A 22,621-nucleotide genomic window follows, 5' to 3' on the forward strand; every position below is an offset into this window, starting at 1 on the left:
CCATATCACGATGTCCCGCTAAGTTGGACTCATTTCGTTGTCTCGCTAATTTACCTATAGATCAGCATACGCAAAACCCGAATCGATTACTTCCGTCTGCAGACGGATTCCGATTCGGGTCTATGGGATGAAGATATACGCTGATGGGGGTATCAGCTTCGTTTATTCTTGTGCTTCCAGCACCTTAAGGTCTTTAACGGCAGGGCCTTCAATGACTTTGCCCGCATAATCGTAGCGTGATCCATGGCATGGGCAATCCCATGAACGTTCCCCGGCATTCCATTCCACTTCACAACCCAAATGGGTGCAGGTAGTATCCACCAGAAAGAGTTTGCCAGTCGGGTCCTTGTAGGCGCCAGCACGTTTGCCGTCATGGCGAACAACAGCCCCTTCATCGTTGCCGAGTTCTCCCGTGTTTTTGTGAATAATGCCGACTTTGCCAGAGATCAGTTCCGCGGCTACATTGACATTCTCTACAAGGAAGTTTTTCACACCAGGGTCTACCTTGAATCGTGCAGGATCGAATACAGCAGCGTAAGCGTTGTCGCGTCCGGTAATCCGGTCCGCAAGGATATGACCAGCCATCGTTCCTGTGGTCATGCCCCATTTGGCAAAGCCGGTAGCCACATAGACACATTCATGTCGTCCAGTAATTGGCCCAATGTAAGGGACCTTATCGATGGAGATCAGATCCTGGGCTGACCAGCGGAAAGGGATGCTGCGAATGCCAAATGTTTCTGCTGCATAGCGCTCCAAATTTTCATAATGACCGGCCGTGCAGATGCCCTGTCCGGTTTTGTGATTTTCCCCTCCAAAGAGGATGTGTTCCTTCTCTTTATGAATGACGGTACGCAGGGATCGATAGGGTTCATCGTCAGAGATGTACATGCCACCTGTGAAAGGTTTCTGAGGTTCAACAACAACAGCATAGGAACGCTCAGCGTGAAGCCGTGAAAAATAAAATCCAGGGTCATAGACCGGGAAATGGGAGGCCACAACGACATGTTCGGCCGTTACGGATGGACCATTCTCATGTGTACGCACATGCAGTGAGGCGTCTTCCTCCACATCGGTTACCGTTGTATGTTCGAAGATGCGGACACCTTGTTTGACTGCGGATTCCAGCAGGTAATGCAAATAACGGAGCGGGTCAAAGCGAGCCTGTCCCGGCATTTTAATCCCTGCCCTGGACGGAACAGGGATGGGAAGGGGATCAACCCATTGACCAGGAATATTCAGCTTGCCATAGGCAGTCAGCTCGATCTCCAGCTTCTTGAGATTCTCCTCGGATTGAATGTAGACATAGGCATCTTCCTCAGCCCACTGGCAATCAATCTGTTTCTCTTTCACCAGATCGCGCATCCACTTGGCAGCTGTTGCATTGCCTTCATAATACATGCGGGCCTGTTCTTCTCCAAAATGGTGAAGCAATTCATCAAATATGACGCCATGCTGCGCCGATACCTTGGCCGTTGTATGGCCGGTTGTGCCATCCAGTACTTTTCCGGCTTCAAGCACAACGACACGCATGCCCTTCTGGGCCAGCAAATAGGCTGTTGTGATACCTGCAATTCCTGCTCCGATAATGGCGACATCGGCGGTTGTATTTTCTGTCAGTTTCGGATATTCATTGAATGTGTTTGTCGCTCTCCACAGGGATTCCGGTATGGAAGGCAAACCTGTCGGGGGCTGTTGATGGTCACTCACTCGATGTTCCTCCTTCAATATTCTTCTTCATTAAGGACTATGCTTAGCTCAATAAGTACGTCATATCTATACTTCTATCCATGATTACCATCCTGTGCCAGAATAAAACGATTGACCGCATACTTTCCTGAGGAAAGTTCACATTTTCCTGTGAAGCCCCCTGTTTTTTTTGCCAAACATGCTATATGATAGATTCACCGAAATCGTTTTAGTAAATCAAAAGAAGAGTTAACGAAGGTTTGTAAAGTGCTTGTTATAAAAGGTTAAATCTTCGAATTGAGAGGTCGGATACATCAAGATTTTATCGTATTAATTTATCGATTATGTATCCGCTATCATTCCAAATAAATCAATGAATGCCCAAAGGAGATTCCATATCATGACCAACCAAACGAAATATCCTTTCCAGGATACAACGCTCGAACTGGATACACGTGTAAAGGACCTCGTGTCCCGTCTGTCGGAAGATGAGAAAATCGAATCCATGCTGCAATACCAACCCGCAGTAGAACGACTGGGAATCGCAGCATACAAACACGGAACAGAAGCAGCACATGGCCTGGCCTGGCTTGGCGAAGCGACTTCCTTCCCGCAGCCGGTAGGGCTGGCGTGTACCTGGGATGCGGACCTGATGAAAGAGATCGGCTCCGTGATCGGAGACGAGGCACGTGTATTTTACAAACGCAATCCCGCAGTAAACGGTCTGACGCTGTGGGCACCTACGGTTGATATGGAGCGTGATCCGCGTTGGGGTCGGAACGAAGAAGCTTATGGTGAAGATCCGGAACTGACTGCTGAGCTGACAACGGCCTTGGTTAAGGGAATTCAGGGCGATCATCCGAAGTATTACAAGGCGGTTGCCACGTTGAAGCATTTCCTGGCTAACAATAATGAAGTGGACCGGGGCAGTGGTTCATCGAGCATTGATCCGCGCAACATGCGTGAATATTATCTGAAGGCGTTCGAGAAACCGTTCAAAGAGGGCGGCGCGCAGTCCATGATGACCGCGTACAACTCTATTAATGGTACACCAGCATTGCTGCATCCGTTTGTAAACGAGATTGTGAAGGGCGAATGGGGCATGGATGGCTTCATCGTCAGTGATGCAGGCGATGTCATGGGGATCAAGAACGATCATAAATACTATGATTCGCACACACCAGGTACAGTGGAGTCCGTCAAAGCCGGAATTGACAGCATTACCGATGATGCGGATCTGTCGAAGCAGGCGCTGCGCGAAGGGTTGGAGCAAGGCACACTCACAATGGAAGATATCGATCTGGCATTGTTCAATACGTTCCGTGTGCGTTTCCGTCTGGGTGAATTCGATCCGGCGGAGGGCAATCCATATGCTTCGATTGGTGAAGAAGCGATGATGACGGAGAAGGCAAAGGCCCTGTCATTGAGAGCAGCGAGAGAACAAGTGGTACTGCTCAAAAATGTTCAAGGCACGCTGCCGCTGGATAAAACAAAATCCGGCAAAGTGGCTGTGATTGGTCAACTGGGCGGAACAGTCTATCGTGACTGGTATGCAGGAACCATGCCATATAGTGTATCCCCGCTTGAAGCGATCAGTGGCAAAGTAGGCGGCGACAAGGTTGCATTCAAGGACGGCAACGACCGCATTACTTTGACTTCCGTGGCAAGTGGCAAAGCTGTCGGATTGGCTGAAGATGAGAAATCATCCATCATTGCTTCTGGGAATGCTGAGACATTTACACTGAGTGACTGGGGCTTTGGCAGTTACACACTGAAGGCAGACCGTAATGGGAAATACCTGACGACAGATGAAGAAACGGTTACGGCATCGGCGGATGAAGTGTATGGCTGGTTTGTGAAGGAAGTATTCCATCTGTTGCCTCAACAGGACGGAAGCGTGGGGCTGACCACTTGGAACGGTAAAACAGTAACAGCACCCAATGGTGGAAACGATGCGTTTGCGGTATCCGAAGAGTTGAAATCTTTCGGTGCTACGGAAACGTTCAAAAAGGATATTGTGGTGAATGGACTAGAGGAAGCGGTAACGGCCGCGAAGGAAGCGGAGACGGCGATTGTATTTGTCGGCAATAATCCGCTTGTGAATGGTAAAGAAGAGATCGACCGTCCAGGTCTGGATCTGGCTGAATCCCAGCAGCGTCTGATTGAAGCCGTCTATGCAGCGAATCCAAATACCGTTGTAGTTATCGTGGGAAGTTACCCGTTCACGTCCAACTGGGTGCAGGAGAACATCCCGGCTGTATTGTATACATCCCATGCTGGACAAGAGTTGGGGAACGCTGTGGCTGACGTATTATATGGCGATTATGCGCCTGCAGGCCGCCTGAATATGACGTGGGTACAATCTGCAGATCAGCTGACCGATATCAGAGACTACGATATCATTCAATCTGGACGTACGTATCAGTACTTTGAAGGTGACGTACTGTATCCATTCGGACATGGATTAACGTATGCAGCGTTTAAATACAGTAATTTGGAACTGAACCCGGCCCAAGCTGGAGTCGACGAAACCATTACTGTGCAAGTGGACGTGACGAATACAGGAAAGATCGCTAGTGATGAGGTCGTGCAGTTGTATGTGCGTGCCGGACAGTCCCGTGTGAAACGTCCACTCAAAACGTTAAAAGGGTTCCGTCGTCTTTATATCGAAGCTGGAGCTACAGTAAAAGTCAGCTTCACACTGCCCGTTCAAGAACTGGCGATCTGGGATGTAACCCGTGATCGTTATGTGGTCGAAAGCGGCACGTACTCCATTATGGTGGCCAAATCTTCTGCTGATGTTCAGCTTGTTGCTGATCTGACAGTACAAGGGGAGACCATTCCTTCACGTAATCTGGGTGTGGCTACACGCGCCGAAAATTACGATGCATACTTCGGTGTGGATCTGGATGAGAGCAAGGAAGGTGGAACTTCTGTCCGTGTGATTGGTGAACAAGGATGGGTTGCCTTCAAGGATGCAGATCTGGGCGGCGGCGCAGCAGCGCTTGAAGCTCGTGTATCATCAGAGCAGGCAGATGCGGTACTGGAAGTTCGACTGGGCGCACCTGATGGTACACTGGCTGGACGCGTGGAACTGGCACAAGGCGAGGCACAGCAGTGGTCCACGGTTAAGGCAGACCTGCAAGGCGCATCAGGTCAACAGGATGTATACCTCGTGTTGTCCGCAGGAGTTCGTGTCAGCCATTTCCAGATTCGTTAAGTCGATAGAATAACATTAGCAAGATGACCAAATTGGAATGATAGTAAATGACAAAGCCTCCGAAGAGATTCGGAGGCTTTTTGTTTGTGCGTTTGGTTGAGTGGGTTAGGAGTTTCGTTTTCGTTTTCGTTTTTACTTTCCGTCAAACGTAATCAGTTTGTGCACAAATTTTTTCAATTGCTGGTTCGTTGCATTCAACTGCTCGATCGTGCTCATAAAATTGTTAACCAGTTCCGCTTGCTCCTGAGAACTCGCGGTGATCTCCCCAAGTTCATTCTCCATCCCCTGAATGGATTGGCGGACGGAGAGGAGAGACTCTTCAATACGCGTAGTCGCTTCCTTTGTATCTACGGACAGCTTGCGGATTTCCTTGGCGACCACGCCAAATCCTGCACCTGCTTCACCGACACGAGCAGCTTCGATGGCGGCATTCAGGCCGAGCAGATTTGTTTGCTCCGAGATTTCACGGATGAAGCTGGCGACCTGAGTCACGTTGCCTGATTTCTGTACAGCTTGTTTGGAGTTGTTGCGAATCTCTTCGGTGGTGGCGCTCAGCTCCTCCGAATGTGCAGCCACGTGCTGAACGCTGTCAATCAACTGGTTGGTCAAATTTTCGGTCACATTCATGAGCTGCTGCAGCTGATCCTGATCATCCATACTGTAGAGCAGGTTGAATATAGCGATGACCTCGCCCTGTTCATTTTTGATCGGAAGGTAGGCGACATCAAACGGTACTCCAAATAACTCCTTCGGGTAATGATCAAATTGTTTGTCCGTACCGCCTTTCAGATCGGCAAAATTTCGATTAGGCTCGAGCAGTGGATCACCTGCTTTGAACTCCAGTTGTTTCAACGACTCTCCTGCGGAAAAATACAGGAATTTCTCCCGGTCAATAATGGAAAGGGTTACATCTTGGCGAATCGTATCCCGAAAAAAGGGCATACATGCGATTAATGATTGAATCATATCCATTGGAAAGTTCCATCTCCTCAATTTTTGATCTGATAAATGATTGTTTTAAATGGTTATTTAATAACTGTCTATATCATATATCGTCATGCAATAGAGAATAAAATAGAGAGAAATGATAATATGTGTACCTTTAGAAGAGTTAGCTGTAGTTTCAACCAGATAAACAAATATAATGATGGTAAATGAAAAGGGGATGTCCCAGAAGTCATGAATATGACAGGGGACATCCCTTGTTCGTCTTATTTTGTTTGAATGAACCTGAAACACGCTATTCGCTCCCATTTGCCCAGACCTGAGATCTAACGAATCACAGAGACGTTATTTCGGCGAATCGGTCCATTTTTCGGGTTTTGACAACGTTTTATGACGAAATAGCGTTACTGAGGTTCGTTAAATCTTGCAAGCGTTGATGATCCGCCTGTTAAGGTGCGGTAGGTTTGTTAGCGCTTGGAGCGAGGCGGAATTCCTTTGGGAACAGCCCCATTGTTTGCATTCACAAGCTTCGTTTATATGGAGGACTCTGCCGTTACTCGTTCTCTTGCCGTACGAGCAGCGTCTACCATGATGCTTAATGCATCCACAACTTCCGCTTTACCACGTGTTTTCAGTCCGCAGTCAGGATTCACCCAGAACAGATCTGCTGGCAGCACTTGAAGTGCACGCTCAATCATATTCAACATCTCGTCCTTGCCCGGAACACGCGGACTATGGATATCGTATACACCGAGTCCGATACCTTTGTCATACGTATTCTGCTCGAAGCTGCCTACCAGTTCCCCATGGCTGCGGGATGTCTCGATCGAGATCACATCTGCATCCAGGTCGCTGATCGCTTCAATAATATCATCGAACTCGCAGTAGCACATATGGGTATGCACTTGCGTTGTTGGTTTTACGGTTGCAGTAGCCAAACGGAAGGATTCCACGGCCCATTGCAGGTACTCATCCCACTTGCTTCGTTTGAGTGGAAGTCCTTCGCGCAGAGCTGGCTCATCGACCTGAATCATCTCAATGCCTGCTTGCTCCAGCGCTTCAACCTCGTCCCGAATGGCGCGAGCAATCTGGTAGGATACTTCACTGCGTGGAATATCCGAGCGTACAAAGGACCAGTTCAGGATCGTTACCGGACCTGTGAGCATTCCTTTCACCGGTTTGCTGGTCAGTGTCTGGGCATAGGCTGTTTCTTTCACCGTCATCGGTTCATTGAACAGCACATCTCCGTAAATTACAGGTGGCTTCACGCAGCGTGAGCCGTAGGATTGTACCCAGCCATTTTTGGTGAAGGCGAATCCAGTCAGCTTTTCACCGAAAAACTCAACCATATCGGTACGTTCGAACTCACCGTGTACCAGCACATCCAGACCAATTTCCTCCTGAATGGTAATCCATTCCTGGATCTGTTCACGTACATAGGCGTCATATTGCTCCGCATTCCATTCCCCTTTACGGAAGAGTGCGCGTGCTTTGCGCACGTCCGCCGTTTGCGGGAAGCTGCCAATGGTTGTGGTTGGCAGCAGCGGGAGCGACCATTTTTGCTGCTGCAATTCGCGTCGCTCCTAGAATGACGCGTTTCGGAGCAGCTGCTCATCAGCATGCACCCCTGCAGGTGCACCACTCAGGCGTGTCCGTGATTCGGACTCGCTCAGCAGGCGCACCGCTTCGGTGCTTGCCTGGGCGCGGCGGCGGGCTTCAGCCAAAGCCGCTGCTTGGTCCGCCTGCTTTGCACCGCCGGACAACAACGTGCCGAGCGTCGCTATTTCCTCCAGCTTCTCGTCGGCAAATGCCAGGGCATTGCGCAGTACCGGATCAAGCGCGCTCTCTTGAGCGGCAGTAACCGGTACATGCAACAGGCTGCAGGAAGGCTGAATGATCAGCTTGCCTTCGGCTGCGAATTCAGCTACCTGCTCCAGCAGCTTCGCCGTCTCTGCGAGATCGGCGCGCCAGATGTTGCGCCCGTCGATGACACCGGCGCCCAACCATTTATCCTGCGGGAAGCCATGCTCCCGCAGGCTGGTGAAGTTGCCTTCATAGCCGTGGACCAGGTCCAGGCCGATTCCGGCAACAGGCAGAGCTGTCACGACCGGATAAGCTTCCACCGATTCGAAATACGTTTGAAGCAGCAGCTTCAATTCCGGTGCAGCTTGTGCCAAGGCAGCATACACCTGCTGCAGCAAGGCTTCATCTTCGGAAGAGACAGTCAGCGTCAGAGCAGGCTCGTCGATCTGTACCCACTGTACGCCTTCTGCCTGAAGCTCAGACAGAAGCTGGGCGTATACTGGAACGAGATGTGTGACGATCTCTGCAAAGCGTTCCGCGTCATAGCCTTTGGCGAACCGTACATACGAGTACGGACCGACCACAACCGGTTTACCTTCCAGCCCAAGCTCCTGCTTCGCTTCGCGATAGGCGGCAAGGGGTTTATTTTCAAGCAATGCAAATGCAGTATCATTATGAATCTCAGGTACGATGTAGTGATAGTTGGTGTTCAGCCACTTGGTCATCTCACAGGCGGTTGCCTCATCATTACCCCGGGCCATGGCGTAGTAGGTAGATACGGATACCGGTCCGCCTGCATGGTTAAAGCGCTCAGGAACGACGCCAAACATCGCGGATACGTCAAGCATATGATCATAATAGGAGAAGTCGCCCACAGGAATCAGATCGAGCTGCTGTGCCTGCTGTTTCTTCAGATCCTGCAACCGAAGCGAGGTCAGCTCCTGATGAAGCGTGGATTCATCGATTCGGCCAGCCCAGAAGGACTCCAGTGCTTTTTTCCATTCGCGTCCCGCACCGATGCGGGGGTAACCGAGGTTGCCTGTCCGTACTTGTGGCTGTTGTTGCTGTGATTGCGACATGTAAAATTCCTCCTCATTAATAATGATGATCATCCGGTTGAAGCTATTGTGTTGTGTTTCATTTGAAAGCATCAAAAAAAGGCATTCCTTCCGATTCCATACCCCCGAGAAACAGGCATCATGAATGACGACTGTGCACAAAGATAGAATGGGAAAGAACACCTGCTATAAGTCGTTGTAGCGGCTGCTCTAACACCTCCCTATCTTCCGTAGGTCATGCGATGCTGTCGAAACAGGCAGGTCTCCTGGCTTGCGGATCATGGCCATATGCATTCCTTCCCGGTGTTTACCCCAGTGGATTATATGCATAGACTCCCCGTATACAGTGGCGGGACCGCGACGGATTTGCACCGTGCTTCCCTTTTAAGCCTGACCACGCATGCAGCGCGGTCGGCACCTGTTTCCGTGTGCAGAAATGTGCGTACACATCTCCGGCTATGAAATTGGTGACCAAGCATAGATGATAGATTGTATCATGCTGCAATCGTCGTATACTTGCTCTTATGCTACCAATCATAGACGATAACCTAAGGGCTTGCAACATATATCATTAATCCGATTGGAAATAAAAATAGAGCCCTGTGAAACCTTGGTTTATTGGCAGAATGTGCTCATTAAAATGAATCAAATCCAGCATATGCAGTGCTGACTCCACCCAATAAAAAAATCGTTACCATGCATCTAACTGCATGGTAACGATTGTCTGGCGAGCCGTTGTTGCCCCCACATCGATGATGCGCTGATTACGACTGCCGCGAAAAGGAAGTGACACATCACGCTCAGCTGCGATATAAGGTCCATCGATAATGACGTCGCATAGCCGGGATAACTCCATCCGTGACGGGTCTGTTATCAGCTCCTCATACACAAACCCCGTGTAGGCCCATACGGTCAGATCAGGCCGAGCAGCCCGAAGCTGCCGAACCCAGGAGGCACATGCTGCGGCAGAGAAAAAAGGATCACCTCCGCATAACGTAACCCCTTCCAGCAAGGGATGCGAAGACACTTCATGCAAAATCTGCTGCTGCTGCTTCTCCGTAAATGGTTCCCCTGCACGGAAGCTCCATGAGCCGGGGCTGAAACAGCCCGGACAGGCATGGCGGCATCCGCTGATGAACAACACGGCACGCAGGCCAGGCCCCTCATTCACCGATTCCGGGATGTAACCATACAGATTCATTGATGCTTCACCCGGTCTCTCACTTCGGCTTGCTTCGCCGCATTGAAGCGCACTTTATAGTCACCGGTCAGATATCCCGTCACCCGGCGCAGCCGCTGGAAATGTACATGGTTTTCATGAGCCTCACATCCGGGACATACATCTCCAATAACGCCCTCATAGCCACAGGACGGACAGCGGTCAATCGGATGATTAATGGAGAAATACCCGATGTCCTGGGCCAGCGCGAATTGCACGATTCGTTGGAAAGCTGAGGTATTGGCCCTTACATTCCCGTCGAGTTCGACATATGAGATCGCTCCGGCATTACATAGTGAGTGGAAGGGAGCTTCCAGCTCAATCTTGCGATAGGCAGGAAGCGTATGATAGACCGGAATGTGAAATGAATTGGTGTAGTATTCCCGGTCGTTCACCCCCGCGATGACGCCATATCGCTCACGATCGATCTTGGTGAATTTGCCGGATAGACCCTCAGCGGGCGTAGCGAACAAGGTGATATTCAGGTTATGCTGCTCACTCATCCGGTCACAGAACTCTCGCATCGTACGAATGATATTCAAGGCTTCTCGATGTACATGCAGGTCTTGTCCATGGTGACGGCCATATAGAGCGGTCATACATTCCGCAAGCCCGATAAAACCAAGGGATAACGTACCATGCTTCAACAGATCGGCCACCGGTTCATTCGGAGCCAATTGTTCACCGCCTTCCCATACCCCTTCCCGCATCATGAAGTCCGATGCTTTGGCAGGCTGGTTCCTCTGAATTCGATACCTGTGCAGCAGTCCATCCGTAGCATTGTGCATGACGGATTCCAGCGCCGTATAGAATCCAGCCCGGTCAGCGATGGCTCTTGCGCCCTGGCAGATTCCATATCGAATGCCGAGCTTGACCAGATTGATAGTGTTAAAGGACAGATTGCCTTTGCCGCTCTGACGATTGCGTCCGAAGCGATCAGCCAGTGTGCGTGTCCGGCATCCCATCGTCGCAATGATCGTATCGGGATCTTCCGGTTGATAATAGGGCAGGTTGAAGGAAGCATCCACATTGACAAAGTTCGGATACATGCGCCGTGAGGAGCAGGTCACAGCAAGCCGGAACAGATCGTAATTCGGATCTGCCTCCGATTGGTTAATTCCTTGCTTGCATTGGAAAATATGCTGAGGGAACACGGGTGTTTCCCCCTTACCAAGTCCACGAATGGTCGCTTCCAGCAACGACCGGGATACGAGTCGACCTTCGGCTGAAGTACAGAGCCCGTAGTTCAGCGAAGTGAACGGAATCTGTCCGCCAGCACGACTGCTCATGGTGTTCAGGTTATGGATCAGGGACTCCGCAGCTTGCCCGGTCTCCAGTTCCGTTTCTTCACAGGCATAGGCAAAGGCTCGTGCACACTTCTTCTTCGCTTCATCACTATCCAGATGCAGCTGCTCATCCTCAATTCGTTCATTCTCTCCAAACAGCCGTTGTCCCTTCCGGTAATGCTTACGGAACGAACGCTTCACATAAGGTGCGAGATCCCAATCGATTTTATTGGCGGATACACCGCCATACTGGCTGTTCTGCTGGGATTGAAAAATAATGGCGACCAGTGCCATGGCAGACATGATCGTCTGAGGTGTACGAACCGAACCGTTGCCGGTGTTGAATCCGGAGGCCAGCAGCCGGTCAAATGGGATAAAGATACAGTTGGTTGTTCCGAGGGCATACTGATCCAGATCGTGTACATACAGATCGCCGTTCTCCACAGCCTGAGCGAGCTCTTTAGGCAGTACATGACGCAGAGCATGCCACTTGGCGGTCTCCGAACCGAGCCTGCTCATCTTGCCGCTGAACGAGTCTCCGTTCAGATTGGCATTCTCCCTCAGCGTATCGGCGTCTTCAGCACCTATAATTCGTCTTCCCAGGTCAGATAGCAGGTCGGATGCCGGTGGAGAGGCATACTCAAGCATGTTCATCTCAGTTCCTCCTAAAAATAATAAAATTGAAATGTATGGGATAATGTCCATTCATTGAACACTACATGTAGAGTTTCTTTATTCATTTATAAACTATATATTGTTATTTTGGTGTGATAATGATCACATGTGAGTGGCTGATCGTTCGTCATGATTCATCGCTCAGAATGATAGAGGTTTTCAAAGCTGGAGGGTAAGCGTATAATTTCTATTTACCGTGTAATTACAGTTGACGATGCTTAGAAGTAGATAGAAAACTTTATATATGTATAGGTTGTGACCACTTTTTCGCAACTTTTGAACCCTCGTTAATGGATTGAATCATACAGTGCACTATGAATTGAAAATGCAGCTAAGACAAGAGGGGTGAATCATGGGAACGGTAGGTGTTACAAGGGGCTTCTATGAAAATATACAGGAAGCCGCGTCCCATATTGTAGACGTATTAAGCGGCATCTTAAAAGTGAACACCATTTTTGTTGCCACGAACGATGGAGTGACCAATGTTATTATGGAAGCTTTTAACCGCGAGGAAGAGTTGGTCGCCAAAGGTAGTAAACTTCCATTTGAAGCGTCATACTGCAGCCTGGTCTTAAGAGATAAGGGCAGCAGTCTGATCATTACGGATACATGTGAACATCCTCTTACGAAAACCATGGACGTAACAAGCGGACTGGGCAATCGTTACTTTGTGGGGATTCCTATTATGCGGAGGTCAGGGGAAACGTTCGGCACGATCTGCCTCATGGATGATCCCGATTATGTGATTAGTGAAACGGATATGAAAACACTGCAAGCCATGGCCGTTTTTCTCGGGTATGTCGTGGATCTGGAAGATACGCTGCAAGTTCAGGAACAGAAGCTGAGTCATTCGGAGCAACTGCAAGAGCAATTGCAGGCAGAGAAGGAACGTGCGGAGTCTGAGGCGTTGACCAAGACACAGATGCTGTCGCTGATGAGCCACGAAATTCGTAACCCGCTGAACGGCATTCTGGGATTAACGGATCTGATGCGTACACCGGATATGTCGGACGAGCAGATAGAATATGTGAATATGATCGAAACCAGCGGGAACATTCTGCTCTCCCTGCTCAATAACATGATGAGTTTTAACGTCAATGACGCAGGCCAAACGGTTGTGCATGATGATCCATTCGATCTGGTCGCCACGATTGAAAATACCGTTTATCTCTACGCGGGACTGGCGCTGAGCAAGAACATTGAGCTGGGTTTGAACCTTGATCTGAACGTATCTCAGGTTTTCGTCGGGGATGAAATAAAGATCGGACAACTATTGGCCCATGTCATGCAGTATGCCCTAGATTCAACACGGACAGGCTCCGTATTGGTTACGGCAACCGTAGCTGGTGGAGATACAGAAGAGGCGGGTACGCTTCTACTCCATGTGAAGTACACTGGCCGCATGTTGTCTTCGGACAAAAAGCTTAGATCATTTAACAGTTTGGACGGAAATATAAGTACACAGAAGCTGGTAGGGACCAATCTCGGTTTGGCGGTCAGCCAGAATCTTGCCATCCTTATGAATGGGCGTATTCAGGTACATGGTATGGGCGACAAGGAGACAGAATTCGAAATTAGACTGCCGCTCCGCAGACATTGGGAACTGCCTCAGCTTGCCAATATTCAGCATCGACTGAAGGGCAAAAAGGTGCTGCTTGCCAAGGATCCTGACATTCTGCAAGGGGCCTCATCCCTGATGCGCAGATGGGAGATGGATGTGCACATGACCTCGGTTACAACCGAGGCGTACGACTGGATTCAGGGGGGCTTTAAACCGGACGTGGCTGTTGTGGATATGGGACTGCTGGAGGGCGGCGCTGTGGATTTTGTACACAAGCTGAAACGCCTGGTTACAGATTCACCAGTTATTGTTCTGATTCCGTATGGCATGCATATCGATTCGCATGAAGCGGAAGTCTTCGATGCGGTCCTGACCAAGCCGGTGAAGCAGGCTGATTTGTTAAATGCATTAAGCATCATTGTGCATTAAAAACATGAGAACATAGTTTAAATTAGGCGCACCTTTCACGGGTGCGCTTTATGTTGTTATTTTGAAGGACGAGGACCCTCGAACAAGCAGCTCTGAGTCGACTTTAAAGACACGTTTGTCCTGAAATTCATTCGTATTCATCGTGTCAATCATCTTCTCCATAAGAATGGCCCCCATCGTATACTTGGGCTGGTTCACCGAACTTAGCGTAGGATGGATGTATTTGCTGATTCGATTGTTGTCCACACCTACGATAGCCAATTGCTCGGGAATGCGTATTCCGTATTCCGTACATGCCTTGTAAACGCCTAGAGCCATTTCATCATTAGCCGCATATACAGCGGTGAAGGACAGGCCTTTGTTAAACAGTCTTTTGATAGCCTCGTACCCGCCTTCCTCATTAAAGTTCCCATTCTCGATCAATTCGGGACGGAACGGAATCTGGTGATTGCGCAGGGCCTTCAAATAACCTTCAAGTCGTTCATAGCTGTCGATCGCTTCAGGATAACCGTTTAAGAAAACGATATTTCGATGTCCGGCCTCAACGAGATGCTGAACAACTTCCTGGGAGAATTTCACGTTGTCCGTATATATACACGGGATCTGATCATGTTCGATGTATTTGCCAACGATGCCAATGCGATAGCCTTTATCTGCAAGCTGGAATAATTCCTCATCCGCCAGCATGGGCGTGATAATGATAACACCGTCTATGGTCCGATCCAGCAGTAAATTAAGATAATCAACTTCTCGCTCTTTCTGGTTATGGGCATCACATATAATGACCTTGTAGTGTCGGGCGTAGGCGATATTCTCAATGCCTTTGATAATTTCGGCATAATAGGAGTTGTTGATGTCCGGAACGATGACGCCAATCGTCATGGTTCTCTGTGAACGAAGGTTTTTGGCTGCTGCGTTGGGGTGATATCCCAATTGCTCGATGGCGCGCATCACCTTATCTTTGGTTTTGGTGCTAACTTTGCTGTGCTGATTAATGACCCGCGATACGGTTGCCGGGGACACACCTGCAATGGCAGCTACATCAATGATTTTGACATCCATATTCTTCACAACTCCAAATAAGTGATTGACAATTAATTCAAATTCATTATAATTCCAATTGAAAACGATTACAAGTTATAACCGATTGAAACAATAATTGGGATAGTGCAGGAATAAAGGGTTTAACGTTCAACATAATGTAATCGATTTCACTATCCCTTGGTTGTGATAAATAGCGGGGTCATCTTTGGATAATACCGCTCGTACCCGCTGTTTCTATAGCATTACGTTACTCGTCGTGAGTGCTGCATCCTGGTTCAGTCATACCTCAAAATATGACCATTTAAGGGAGGCGTCAACATGTTGAAGAAGAGCACCATCATGCTATTGTGCAGCTGTCTGCTGCTTGGACTGCTGGCTTCGGCCGTAGGTTCACCGAAGGCAAGTGCGGCTTTTGGACCAGGGGATTTCCTGAAGGCTAACGGGACAGTTGTCCGTAATAATTCGGGTACAGGCAGCGTGGTAAACCTGCGTGGAACAAATTTGGGTGGGTGGCTGCTGCAGGAAGAATGGATGACGCCATCCGGCGCGGTAGATGAATACACGCTGCGTCGCACGTTGACGAATCGTTTTGGAGAATCGGGTGCACAGAGCCTGATCAATGGATATCAGGACAACTGGATTCAGGCTGGTGATCTGGATAACATCAAGAGCTGGGGCATGAACGTTGTGCGTGTGCCGATCTATTGGGAGGATTTTATGAACACCAGCGGTGTCATGAAGCCTGATTCGGTTACGTTCCGCAAGCTGGATTGGCTGATTGATGAAGCGGGCAAACGGAACCTGTATGTCATTCTCGATCTGCACGGTGCACCGGGAGCAGCCTGTCCATGGCATTCCTGCGGTCAGGAGAATTCTAACCAACTGTGGACCAACTCTACATACCAGAACTGGACGATTCAGATCTGGGAACGGATGGCGACACGTTACAAAGGCAATCCAACCGTTGCCGCGTACGACCTGCTCAATGAACCTCTCGTAACGATGGGAACAGGTGAAAATGCAGCTCAAATCAAACAAAAAATGGATTTCTATGACCGGATGTACAAAGCCGTCCGTGCCAAGGATGCCGATCACATGATCATCATCGCGGCATTCTTCGACTGGTGGGCAGCTTCACCACCAACAACTTATGGCTGGACGAATGTGATGTATCAGACGCATCATTATCAATTCACGGATTATAACAATTGGGATCTGACCAATTCGGAGATGGATCGCTGGCTGAAGGATATGGCGTCCTATCAGAAGAATTGGAACGTTCCGGTGTTAGCGGGCGAGTTCTCGTTTGGTCAGGATGATCTGACCGAGAAGTGGCTGTCTGGTCTGAATGCACTGAATGCTTCATGGACGAACTGGAGTTATAAGGTTAAAGGGGGCGGAACCTGGGGCTATTACAATAATAACAACAATCCGGCACCTAACCTGAATACGGACAGCGCGGCAACGATTGCTTCCAAATGGAGCAAGTTCACAACGGCGAACTTTGCCTCTAATACCTCGTTCCAGAATGTGGTCAAGAAGCATACGGGAACGGCTCCCTTCACAGAGACATGGTCCAGTCTGAAAGCCAACGCCAATGGCACTTTTGTCAGCGCAGAGAATGGCGGTGCAGATGCTCTGGTAGCCAATCGGGACACTGCCGGACATTGGGAACGATTCAAAATCATCCAGAATTCAGATGGAACGGTATCTTTGCTGTCGATGAGCAATATCAAATATGTGCAAGCTGATTTGAATAATGGCGGGCGCTTGATTGCCTCAGCCACGTATCCATCTACATGGGAGAAGTTTACCCGTGAAGAGCTGGGCGGGGGACTGGTTGCCTTTAAATCCGTGGCGAACGGTAAATATGTCAGTGCAGATCTGAATAACGGGGGCGTACTGTACGCCAATCGTAACGCCGTGGGCGGAGCATGGGAACAATTTATCGTAACAGCTAACTAAGTCAAACTAGCGTGCATTCATTAGAATGTGGTGACTAGGTAATATTTAATGTGCATCGTGGCTCCGCTCATGCAGCGGAGCTTTTCATATGCAACCTTATCTATTTGCCAAATTCTTCACCAAAGCCCTTTTAATCCGAGCCGAATACGATACAATAGAAAGGGAACTTCATCATTAATCAGTTTAGAGGAGGATGTGCATTCAATGGAATACCGTAGATTGGGTGGAAGCGGACTGAAAGTAAGCGAGATCAGCCTGGGTAGCTGGCTGACATACGGAGGATATGTGGAACGTGAAAACGCGGTGAAATCAATTGAAGCCGCATTCGATGAAGGTATCAACTTTTTCGATACAGCCAATGTGTACGAGCGGGGTGCAGCAGAGGAACTGCTGGGGCAGACGTTGAAAGCGTATTCCCGCGATTCATATGTGCTAGCAACCAAGGTTTTTGGCAAAATGGGTGACGGTCCAAATGACCAAGGGTTATCCCGTAAACATATTAAGGAACAATGCGAAGCCAGCTTGCAACGGCTGGGTGTTGATTATGTAGACATATATTATTGCCATCGCTATCATACCGAAACACCGATTGAAGAGACACTGCGAGCACTGGACGATCTGGTGCGTCAAGGCAAGGTGCTCTACGTAGGTGTTAGTCAGTGGACCGCGGCACAGATGGAAGCTGCGTTGGGTACCGCTGATCGCCTGCTGCTGGATCATATCGTGGTGAACCAGCCGGTATACAACATGTTTGACCGTTACATTGAAAGTGAAATCATTCCGCTGGGTGAGCGTAAAGGTATTGGACAAGTCGTCTACTCCCCGCTGGCGCAAGGCTTGTTGACCGGGAAATACACTTCGGTGTCCGATATTCCTGAGAACAGCCGCGCAGCGAAGCTTGGCTGGGATGAAGGGAAAATTAACGCTGATCGGATCGGCAAGGTTCGCCAGTTGATTGAAGTGGCGGACAAGCTGGACCTGAAGGTCGGTCAATTGGCTCTGGCGTGGATTCTGCGCCAAAATAACGTCTCCAGTGCGCTTGTAGGGGCAAGCCGCCCTGAACAGGTGAAAGAGAACGCAGCCGCTTCCGGTGTGAAGCTGGATGCTGCCATCGTTGAAGAAATCGAACAAATCTTAGCTTAAGGCAAACTCAGTCATACTCGACCGCACAGGTGGCTCTTGTACCCGTAAGCGAGTTGAGTTGAATGATTGCAAAATGGGTGAGATAAGAAAGAAAGGGATGTCCTGGCTAACCTAATAGGCTGCGGGAACATCCCTTTTTGGGTTTGAGATTAGAATGGGCTTTGGCTGCCGGAGAGTGACCTGGAACGCAGCGGAATGGCACATACCCGGTTCCGTCCTGTATTCTTGGCTTCATATAATGCACGGTCTGCCTGTTCAAAGAAATCGTTATCATCCCGGTCGTCACAGTGATCTGGAAAAACAGCGACTCCGATCGAGATGGTCAGCCGGATTGTATTGCCATCAGGCAGAGCGAAATGGTATTTCTCAACCGATTGTCTGATTGACTCGGCAATGGCCAAGGCCTGATGATGACCACAATCGAGCAATAGTATAGCGAATTCCTCGCCTCCGTTTCGAGAGACGATATCCGCCGAACGGGAATGCTCAATGAGCAATTGTCCGAGCTGTTTCAGGACCGCATCACCTGAAGTATGACCGAAGGTATCATTTACTTTTTTGAACCGGTCAATGTCGATGACCAATAGCGATAGTTTTTGCTTGTACTCACGTGCCCGTTCCAGTTCAAGCTCAAGTGATTTCTCAAATTGCCTGCGATTACTGAGGTTGGTAAGATGGTCTGTGGTTGCTTTTCGTTCGAGCAGGAACAACATCTCATTGGATTTATTAATGAATTCTGCGATGAAATAGATAAAGATTCCACCGACAAAAGAAATGGTCATCTGTAACGGATATACTTTCATTAATGAGTTCATGCTGGTTGTATTCAGCATCAGGATCACAAAGATCAGCGTCATACCCAGCAGGTTCATGGTAATAATCTTGGTTAATCGGGACCAGGGAGCATAGGCAAAATATACACCGGACAATCCGATGATTGTCATGACAAATGCTGCATCGATGGCAGCAGAGGACATTCCAAACATGACAATACGCAGGATGGAAATGACGAGCCCCGAGATGACAGAAGCTAGTCCTCCTAAATATACGGCTGCTGTGACGATAGCCAAATGACGCAAATCCACAATGGTCGTTTCATTCAAAGGAAAGGAATAGTTCATCAGTACAGTTCCATAGATCCCGAACAGCAGACCACCAATCATCTGAATACGCATTGAGGGAAAGGGAACACGGATACGATAGAATTTGGCTACGATTCCGGACACATACATGAACGTGATCATAACACAGAGATTGACAAAAAACGTGCTTAGCAACCAGCATCCCCCCTTTAGCGCACATTACTATATTTTAGCTGAAAAGCAGTCTAGTAGCGAACCATATTATCCCAAATGGGAGAGGTGGATACGGAGAAGAGCCTTGGTTATCGCTATTCATGAATAAAATAGTCGGATATTGACTTCATTATACAATGAGATTTATACTTAATCTAAATCAAAATTGATTTTGATATTTCCGGGAATCATAGCAATCAGCAGATTGCTGTGTCATCTTATATACTATTGAATGGGTAAATAAAGGAGAATTGCTGGTGAGAACTCTAAATCTGACGATACAGCGTCAAGCTGTTTATGATGTAGTCCGTCATTCGGAAGACCATCCAACGGCAGCAGAAGTGATGAACCGTCTGGTGGAGCAAGGTTATAATTTGGCTTATGGTACAGTATATAATTCGCTCCGATATTTGACAGATAAAGAATTGATTCGAGAGCTCAAGTTGGGCGAGACAGCCAGTCGTTATGACGCCCGCATGGACGAACATCAACATATTATGTGTGAAGTATGCGGCAAGGTGGATGAAGTCATGACGGAAGTTCCTCCGCAATGGATGAAGCAAGTCGCGGAGGAAACCGGATATGCGATTGATCACGCTCATGTGGTCTTTGGAGGTGTCTGCGCGGAATGCAGAAACAAACGGGTCAAGTAAAAATCAACCTGTCCGGTCGTCGTTTGCCGCTCCGGGTCAAGCCTGCCCTGACAGATCCAACTCCTCTTGTGGATAATTGCCCGGTTACAAGACGGGTCATTCTGATCAGTCCGATGCCCGGCCAAGTACATGAGCTGGTTAAGGCACTTACGGATAGCTGCTTCGATGTGCTGGTGTTCCACCGCTGGGAGCCTGATTTGCATGAACGGCTTGTATTTGATCTGTTGATCTATGACCTGTCTGTTGCTGGAACGATTGATGCTTTTGCGGGCATCAGCAGCCGTTTGAATCGTGAAGCGGAACATGCAACACCCTGTCTGTATCTGGTGGGGGAGAAGATGATTGGCAGTGCCAGTGGCCCGATGCTTCAGGAGGAATTACTGGTCTGGCCGGCACGTCCGCAGGAAGCGTTGTATCGTGTGCAACGCATGATTGGTAATAGCCCTGCAGCACCGAAACGCGGATTTCTTCCACAGGAAGGCCAACGCATCGGGTTCAAGGATCTATGGCTGGATCGTGAGCGGATGAGTGTGCACCGGAATAATGACCGCATTCACCTGACCAAGACAGAGTATGATCTGCTGCTGAAGCTGATTGATGCCAAAGGTGCAGTGATTTCCCGTGAGGAGATGCTCAGCGATATTTGGGAGACTGATTTTACGGGTGGAAGCAATGTGGTGGATGTTCATATCAAAAGCTTGCGCAAAAAACTTGGCGATAACGCGGCTTCGCCTCAATATATCGTAACGGTAAGAGGAGTGGGCTACCGCCTGGCGGATTAGTCCGCTTTTTTTTGTGCACACATGATGCTGTTCATGTCACTCCTATGCGGGTATATCCAATAGATAGAGTAGATCAAACCATTTGGAATGGATCAACGCTCATTTTTCTCCAAGCTGATGTTCATGTTTCATTCATGAAACGGGCGAGAAACTCATCTTAATCTCATACGAACCTCATGCAAGAGGCAAGTGGGACATGTTAGAATCATTTTAACAGTTAGATCAAGTCTAAATGTATATTTAAACCGATGGTGAATATGATTTTAATAGAGTATATACAGCAGGCATGAGACCAACATAAGGAGGATAACGATATGACAGAACGCTTGACAACCAATCAGGGCGCACCCGTAGGTGACAACCAAAACTCCCGTACCGCAGGAAGAAGAGGCCCCACATTACTTGAGGATTATCATCTGCTTGAGAAGATCGCACACTTTGACCGTGAGCGTATTCCGGAACGGGTCGTTCATGCGAGAGGTGCCGGTGCACATGGCGTGTTTACACTGGAGAAGAGCATGAAGGCTTATACAACAGCGGACTTCTTGCAAGAACCAGGCACTGAGACGGATGTACTGGTGCGGTTCTCGACCGTCATTCACGGTACAGGTTCACCGGAGACAGCACGTGATCCACGTGGATTTGCCGTGAAGTTCTACACCCGAGAAGGGAACTATGATATTGTGGGGAACCACTTACCCGTCTTTTTCATCCGCGATGCCATAAAGTTCCCGGATATGGTTCATTCCCTGAAGCCTGCGCCGGATACGAATATCCAGGACCCTGCACGCTACTGGGACTTCATGACACTATCTCCCGAGTCGACTCATATGATGACCTGGTTGTTCTCCGATCTCGGCACACCAGCAAGTTATCGTGAAATGGATGGATTCGGCGTACACGCCTTCAAATGGATTAATGCTCAGGGGCAAGTCCATTATGTGAAATACAAGTGGGAATCGGCTCAAGGCGTACGAGGCTTTTCGCGTCAAGAGGCGGCTGAGGTGCAAGGACAGGATTTCAACCATGCCACCCGGGATTTGCACGAGCATATCAAAAACGGTCAATACCCGCAGTGGAAGCTGCAGGTACAACTGTTGAAGCCGGAGCAGATGGATGATTTCGCCTTCGATCCGCTCGACCCAACCAAGACTTGGCCGGAAGATGTACTGCCATTCCAGACGATTGGAACCATGACGTTGAATCGTAATCCACAGAACTTCTTCGCAGAAGTGGAGCAGGCAGCTTTTTCACCAAGCGCTCTGGTGCCTGGGATTGAGCCTTCTGAGGATAAATTGCTGCAAGGCCGTCTGTTCTCCTATCCGGATACACAGCGCCACCGGCTTGGACCGAACTATTTGCAGATTCCGGTGAACTGCCCTTATGCTCCGGTTCGCAATCATCAGCGTGATGGCCTCATGAATGTGAATCAGGACCCGTCTCCGGTAAACTATGAACCGAACAGCTCGGGCAGCAGCCCGGAGGAAGCACCTGAATATCGCGACAGTCAAGCTCCGTTACAGGGTCATGTTACGCGTGAGAAAATTGAGAAGACCGATAACTATACGCAGTCAGGGGAGTTGTTCCGTTCATTCACGGCGGTTGAGCAGGAGCATTTGCTTGATAACCTGATCAATGACCTGAAGGCCGTACCGGAACAGACCCAGCTGCGTGCCTTGTGCCATTTCTTCCAGGCAGACGGACAGCTCGGTGGTCGTTTGGCCCATGGACTGGGTGTGGACATCTCCGCATTTATGCCATCACAGGATCGTAAATAAATAAAGCACTGATTTCATCATTATTTCAGAAATGAATAATCGATTTATGAATGAGGCCGGGTGGGACTGCAGAATAGCA

At 49.0% G+C, this 22,621-nt stretch carries 13 protein-coding genes, 1 pseudogene and 1 riboswitch; of the genes and pseudogenes, 7 read left to right on the forward strand and 7 right to left on the reverse strand.

Annotated features, from left to right (window positions below):
* Positions 1 to 162: 162 nt before the first annotated feature.
* Entirely contained in the window at positions 163 to 1,707 is a 1,545-nt protein-coding gene (locus tag BMY78_RS21310; protein ID WP_090903396.1) for an FAD-dependent oxidoreductase, read from the reverse strand.
* A 379-nt stretch (positions 1,708 to 2,086) separates the two neighbouring features.
* Here BMY78_RS21310 and BMY78_RS21315 point away from each other — a divergent pair, with 379 nt between their 5' ends.
* Positions 2,087 to 4,906 carry a glycoside hydrolase family 3 C-terminal domain-containing protein gene (locus tag BMY78_RS21315; protein ID WP_090903397.1) on the forward strand — a complete coding sequence of 940 codons (2,820 nt, stop codon included), beginning with the start codon at positions 2,087 to 2,089 and terminating at the stop codon, positions 4,904 to 4,906.
* 132 nt (positions 4,907 to 5,038) lie between these two features.
* Here the strand turns inward: BMY78_RS21315 and BMY78_RS33650 are convergent, their stop codons facing one another.
* The 4 genes and pseudogenes from BMY78_RS33650 to BMY78_RS21335 form a co-directional block, all read right to left on the reverse strand.
* Complete coding sequence (locus BMY78_RS33650; protein WP_090903398.1) at positions 5,039 to 5,878, reverse strand: methyl-accepting chemotaxis protein; 840 nt, start codon at positions 5,876 to 5,878, stop codon at positions 5,039 to 5,041.
* A gap of 506 nt (positions 5,879 to 6,384) precedes the next feature.
* A pseudogene (gene metE / locus BMY78_RS21325) lies at positions 6,385 to 8,733 on the reverse strand (5-methyltetrahydropteroyltriglutamate--homocysteine S-methyltransferase).
* Between the two features lie 217 nt (positions 8,734 to 8,950).
* Positions 8,951 to 9,149: riboswitch (cobalamin riboswitch) on the reverse strand.
* A 254-nt stretch (positions 9,150 to 9,403) separates the two neighbouring features.
* A complete protein-coding gene (nrdG, locus tag BMY78_RS21330; protein WP_090903399.1) occupies positions 9,404 to 9,913 on the reverse strand; it encodes an anaerobic ribonucleoside-triphosphate reductase activating protein in 510 nt (169 codons plus the stop codon).
* Positions 9,910 to 11,871, reverse strand: a complete 1,962-nt coding sequence (locus BMY78_RS21335) for an anaerobic ribonucleoside triphosphate reductase (protein WP_090903400.1) — start codon at positions 11,869 to 11,871, stop codon at positions 9,910 to 9,912. The genes nrdG and BMY78_RS21335 overlap by 4 nt, the downstream gene beginning before the upstream one ends.
* Positions 11,872 to 12,244: 373 nt before the next feature.
* Here BMY78_RS21335 and BMY78_RS21340 point away from each other — a divergent pair, with 373 nt between their 5' ends.
* Positions 12,245 to 13,882: a histidine kinase dimerization/phospho-acceptor domain-containing protein gene (locus tag BMY78_RS21340; RefSeq protein ID WP_090903401.1), complete on the forward strand. Its 1,638-nt coding sequence runs from the start codon at positions 12,245 to 12,247 to the stop codon at positions 13,880 to 13,882.
* Positions 13,883 to 13,930: 48 nt separating this feature from the next.
* Here the strand turns inward: BMY78_RS21340 and BMY78_RS21345 are convergent, their stop codons facing one another.
* Positions 13,931 to 14,944 carry a LacI family DNA-binding transcriptional regulator gene (locus BMY78_RS21345; RefSeq protein ID WP_090903402.1) on the reverse strand — a complete coding sequence of 338 codons (1,014 nt, stop codon included), beginning with the start codon at positions 14,942 to 14,944 and terminating at the stop codon, positions 13,931 to 13,933.
* A gap of 300 nt (positions 14,945 to 15,244) precedes the next feature.
* Between BMY78_RS21345 and BMY78_RS21350 the strand changes: the two genes are divergently transcribed.
* Both BMY78_RS21350 and BMY78_RS21355 read left to right on the forward strand, forming a co-directional pair.
* Positions 15,245 to 16,891, forward strand: coding sequence for a cellulase family glycosylhydrolase (locus BMY78_RS21350; protein WP_090903403.1), 1,647 nt, complete (start codon positions 15,245 to 15,247; stop codon positions 16,889 to 16,891).
* Positions 16,892 to 17,095: 204 nt separating this feature from the next.
* On the forward strand, positions 17,096 to 18,034 hold the full coding sequence (locus tag BMY78_RS21355; RefSeq protein ID WP_063567219.1) for an aldo/keto reductase family protein: 939 nt from the start codon (positions 17,096 to 17,098) through the stop codon (positions 18,032 to 18,034).
* Between the two features lie 149 nt (positions 18,035 to 18,183).
* On the opposite strand, the gene BMY78_RS21360 is transcribed toward BMY78_RS21355, so the two are convergent.
* The gene (locus BMY78_RS21360) at positions 18,184 to 19,311 is read right to left on the reverse strand and encodes a GGDEF domain-containing protein (RefSeq protein WP_090903404.1); all 1,128 of its coding nucleotides are present in this window, start codon (positions 19,309 to 19,311) and stop codon (positions 18,184 to 18,186) included.
* Positions 19,312 to 19,586: 275 nt separating this feature from the next.
* On the opposite strand from BMY78_RS21360, the gene BMY78_RS21365 reads away from it, so the two are divergent.
* The 3 genes from BMY78_RS21365 (at position 19,587) to BMY78_RS21375 (ending at position 22,542) form a co-directional block, all read left to right on the forward strand.
* Positions 19,587 to 19,982, forward strand: a complete 396-nt coding sequence (locus BMY78_RS21365) for a Fur family transcriptional regulator (protein ID WP_076287495.1) — start codon at positions 19,587 to 19,589, stop codon at positions 19,980 to 19,982.
* Positions 19,958 to 20,764 (forward strand): winged helix-turn-helix transcriptional regulator, encoded by an 807-nt coding sequence (locus BMY78_RS21370; RefSeq protein ID WP_090903405.1) that lies wholly within the window; start codon positions 19,958 to 19,960, stop codon positions 20,762 to 20,764. The genes BMY78_RS21365 and BMY78_RS21370 overlap by 25 nt, the downstream gene beginning before the upstream one ends.
* Before the next feature lie 314 nt (positions 20,765 to 21,078).
* Positions 21,079 to 22,542, forward strand: coding sequence for a catalase (locus tag BMY78_RS21375; RefSeq protein ID WP_090903406.1), 1,464 nt, complete (start codon positions 21,079 to 21,081; stop codon positions 22,540 to 22,542).
* The last annotated feature ends 79 nt before the right edge of the window (positions 22,543 to 22,621 follow it).

Origin of the sequence: Paenibacillus sp. OK076 (genome assembly GCF_900110055.1) — a bacterium.
Classification (GTDB): domain Bacteria; phylum Bacillota; class Bacilli; order Paenibacillales; family Paenibacillaceae; genus Paenibacillus.

Coding starts and splice junctions, on each gene's coding strand:
- BMY78_RS21355 (WP_063567219.1), top strand. CDS start 17,096: ATGGAATACCGTAGATTGGGTGGAAGCGGACTGAAAGTAAGCGAGATC.
- BMY78_RS21315 (WP_090903397.1), top strand. CDS start 2,087: ATGACCAACCAAACGAAATATCCTTTCCAGGATACAACGCTCGAACTG.
- BMY78_RS21335 (WP_090903400.1), bottom strand. CDS start 11,871: ATGAACATGCTTGAGTATGCCTCTCCACCGGCATCCGACCTGCTATCT.
- BMY78_RS21375 (WP_090903406.1), top strand. CDS start 21,079: ATGACAGAACGCTTGACAACCAATCAGGGCGCACCCGTAGGTGACAAC.
- nrdG (WP_090903399.1), bottom strand. CDS start 9,913: ATGAATCTGTATGGTTACATCCCGGAATCGGTGAATGAGGGGCCTGGC.
- BMY78_RS21340 (WP_090903401.1), top strand. CDS start 12,245: ATGGGAACGGTAGGTGTTACAAGGGGCTTCTATGAAAATATACAGGAA.
- BMY78_RS21370 (WP_090903405.1), top strand. CDS start 19,958: ATGCAGAAACAAACGGGTCAAGTAAAAATCAACCTGTCCGGTCGTCGT.
- BMY78_RS21350 (WP_090903403.1), top strand. CDS start 15,245: ATGTTGAAGAAGAGCACCATCATGCTATTGTGCAGCTGTCTGCTGCTT.
- BMY78_RS33650 (WP_090903398.1), bottom strand. CDS start 5,878: ATGGATATGATTCAATCATTAATCGCATGTATGCCCTTTTTTCGGGAT.
- BMY78_RS21345 (WP_090903402.1), bottom strand. CDS start 14,944: ATGGATGTCAAAATCATTGATGTAGCTGCCATTGCAGGTGTGTCCCCG.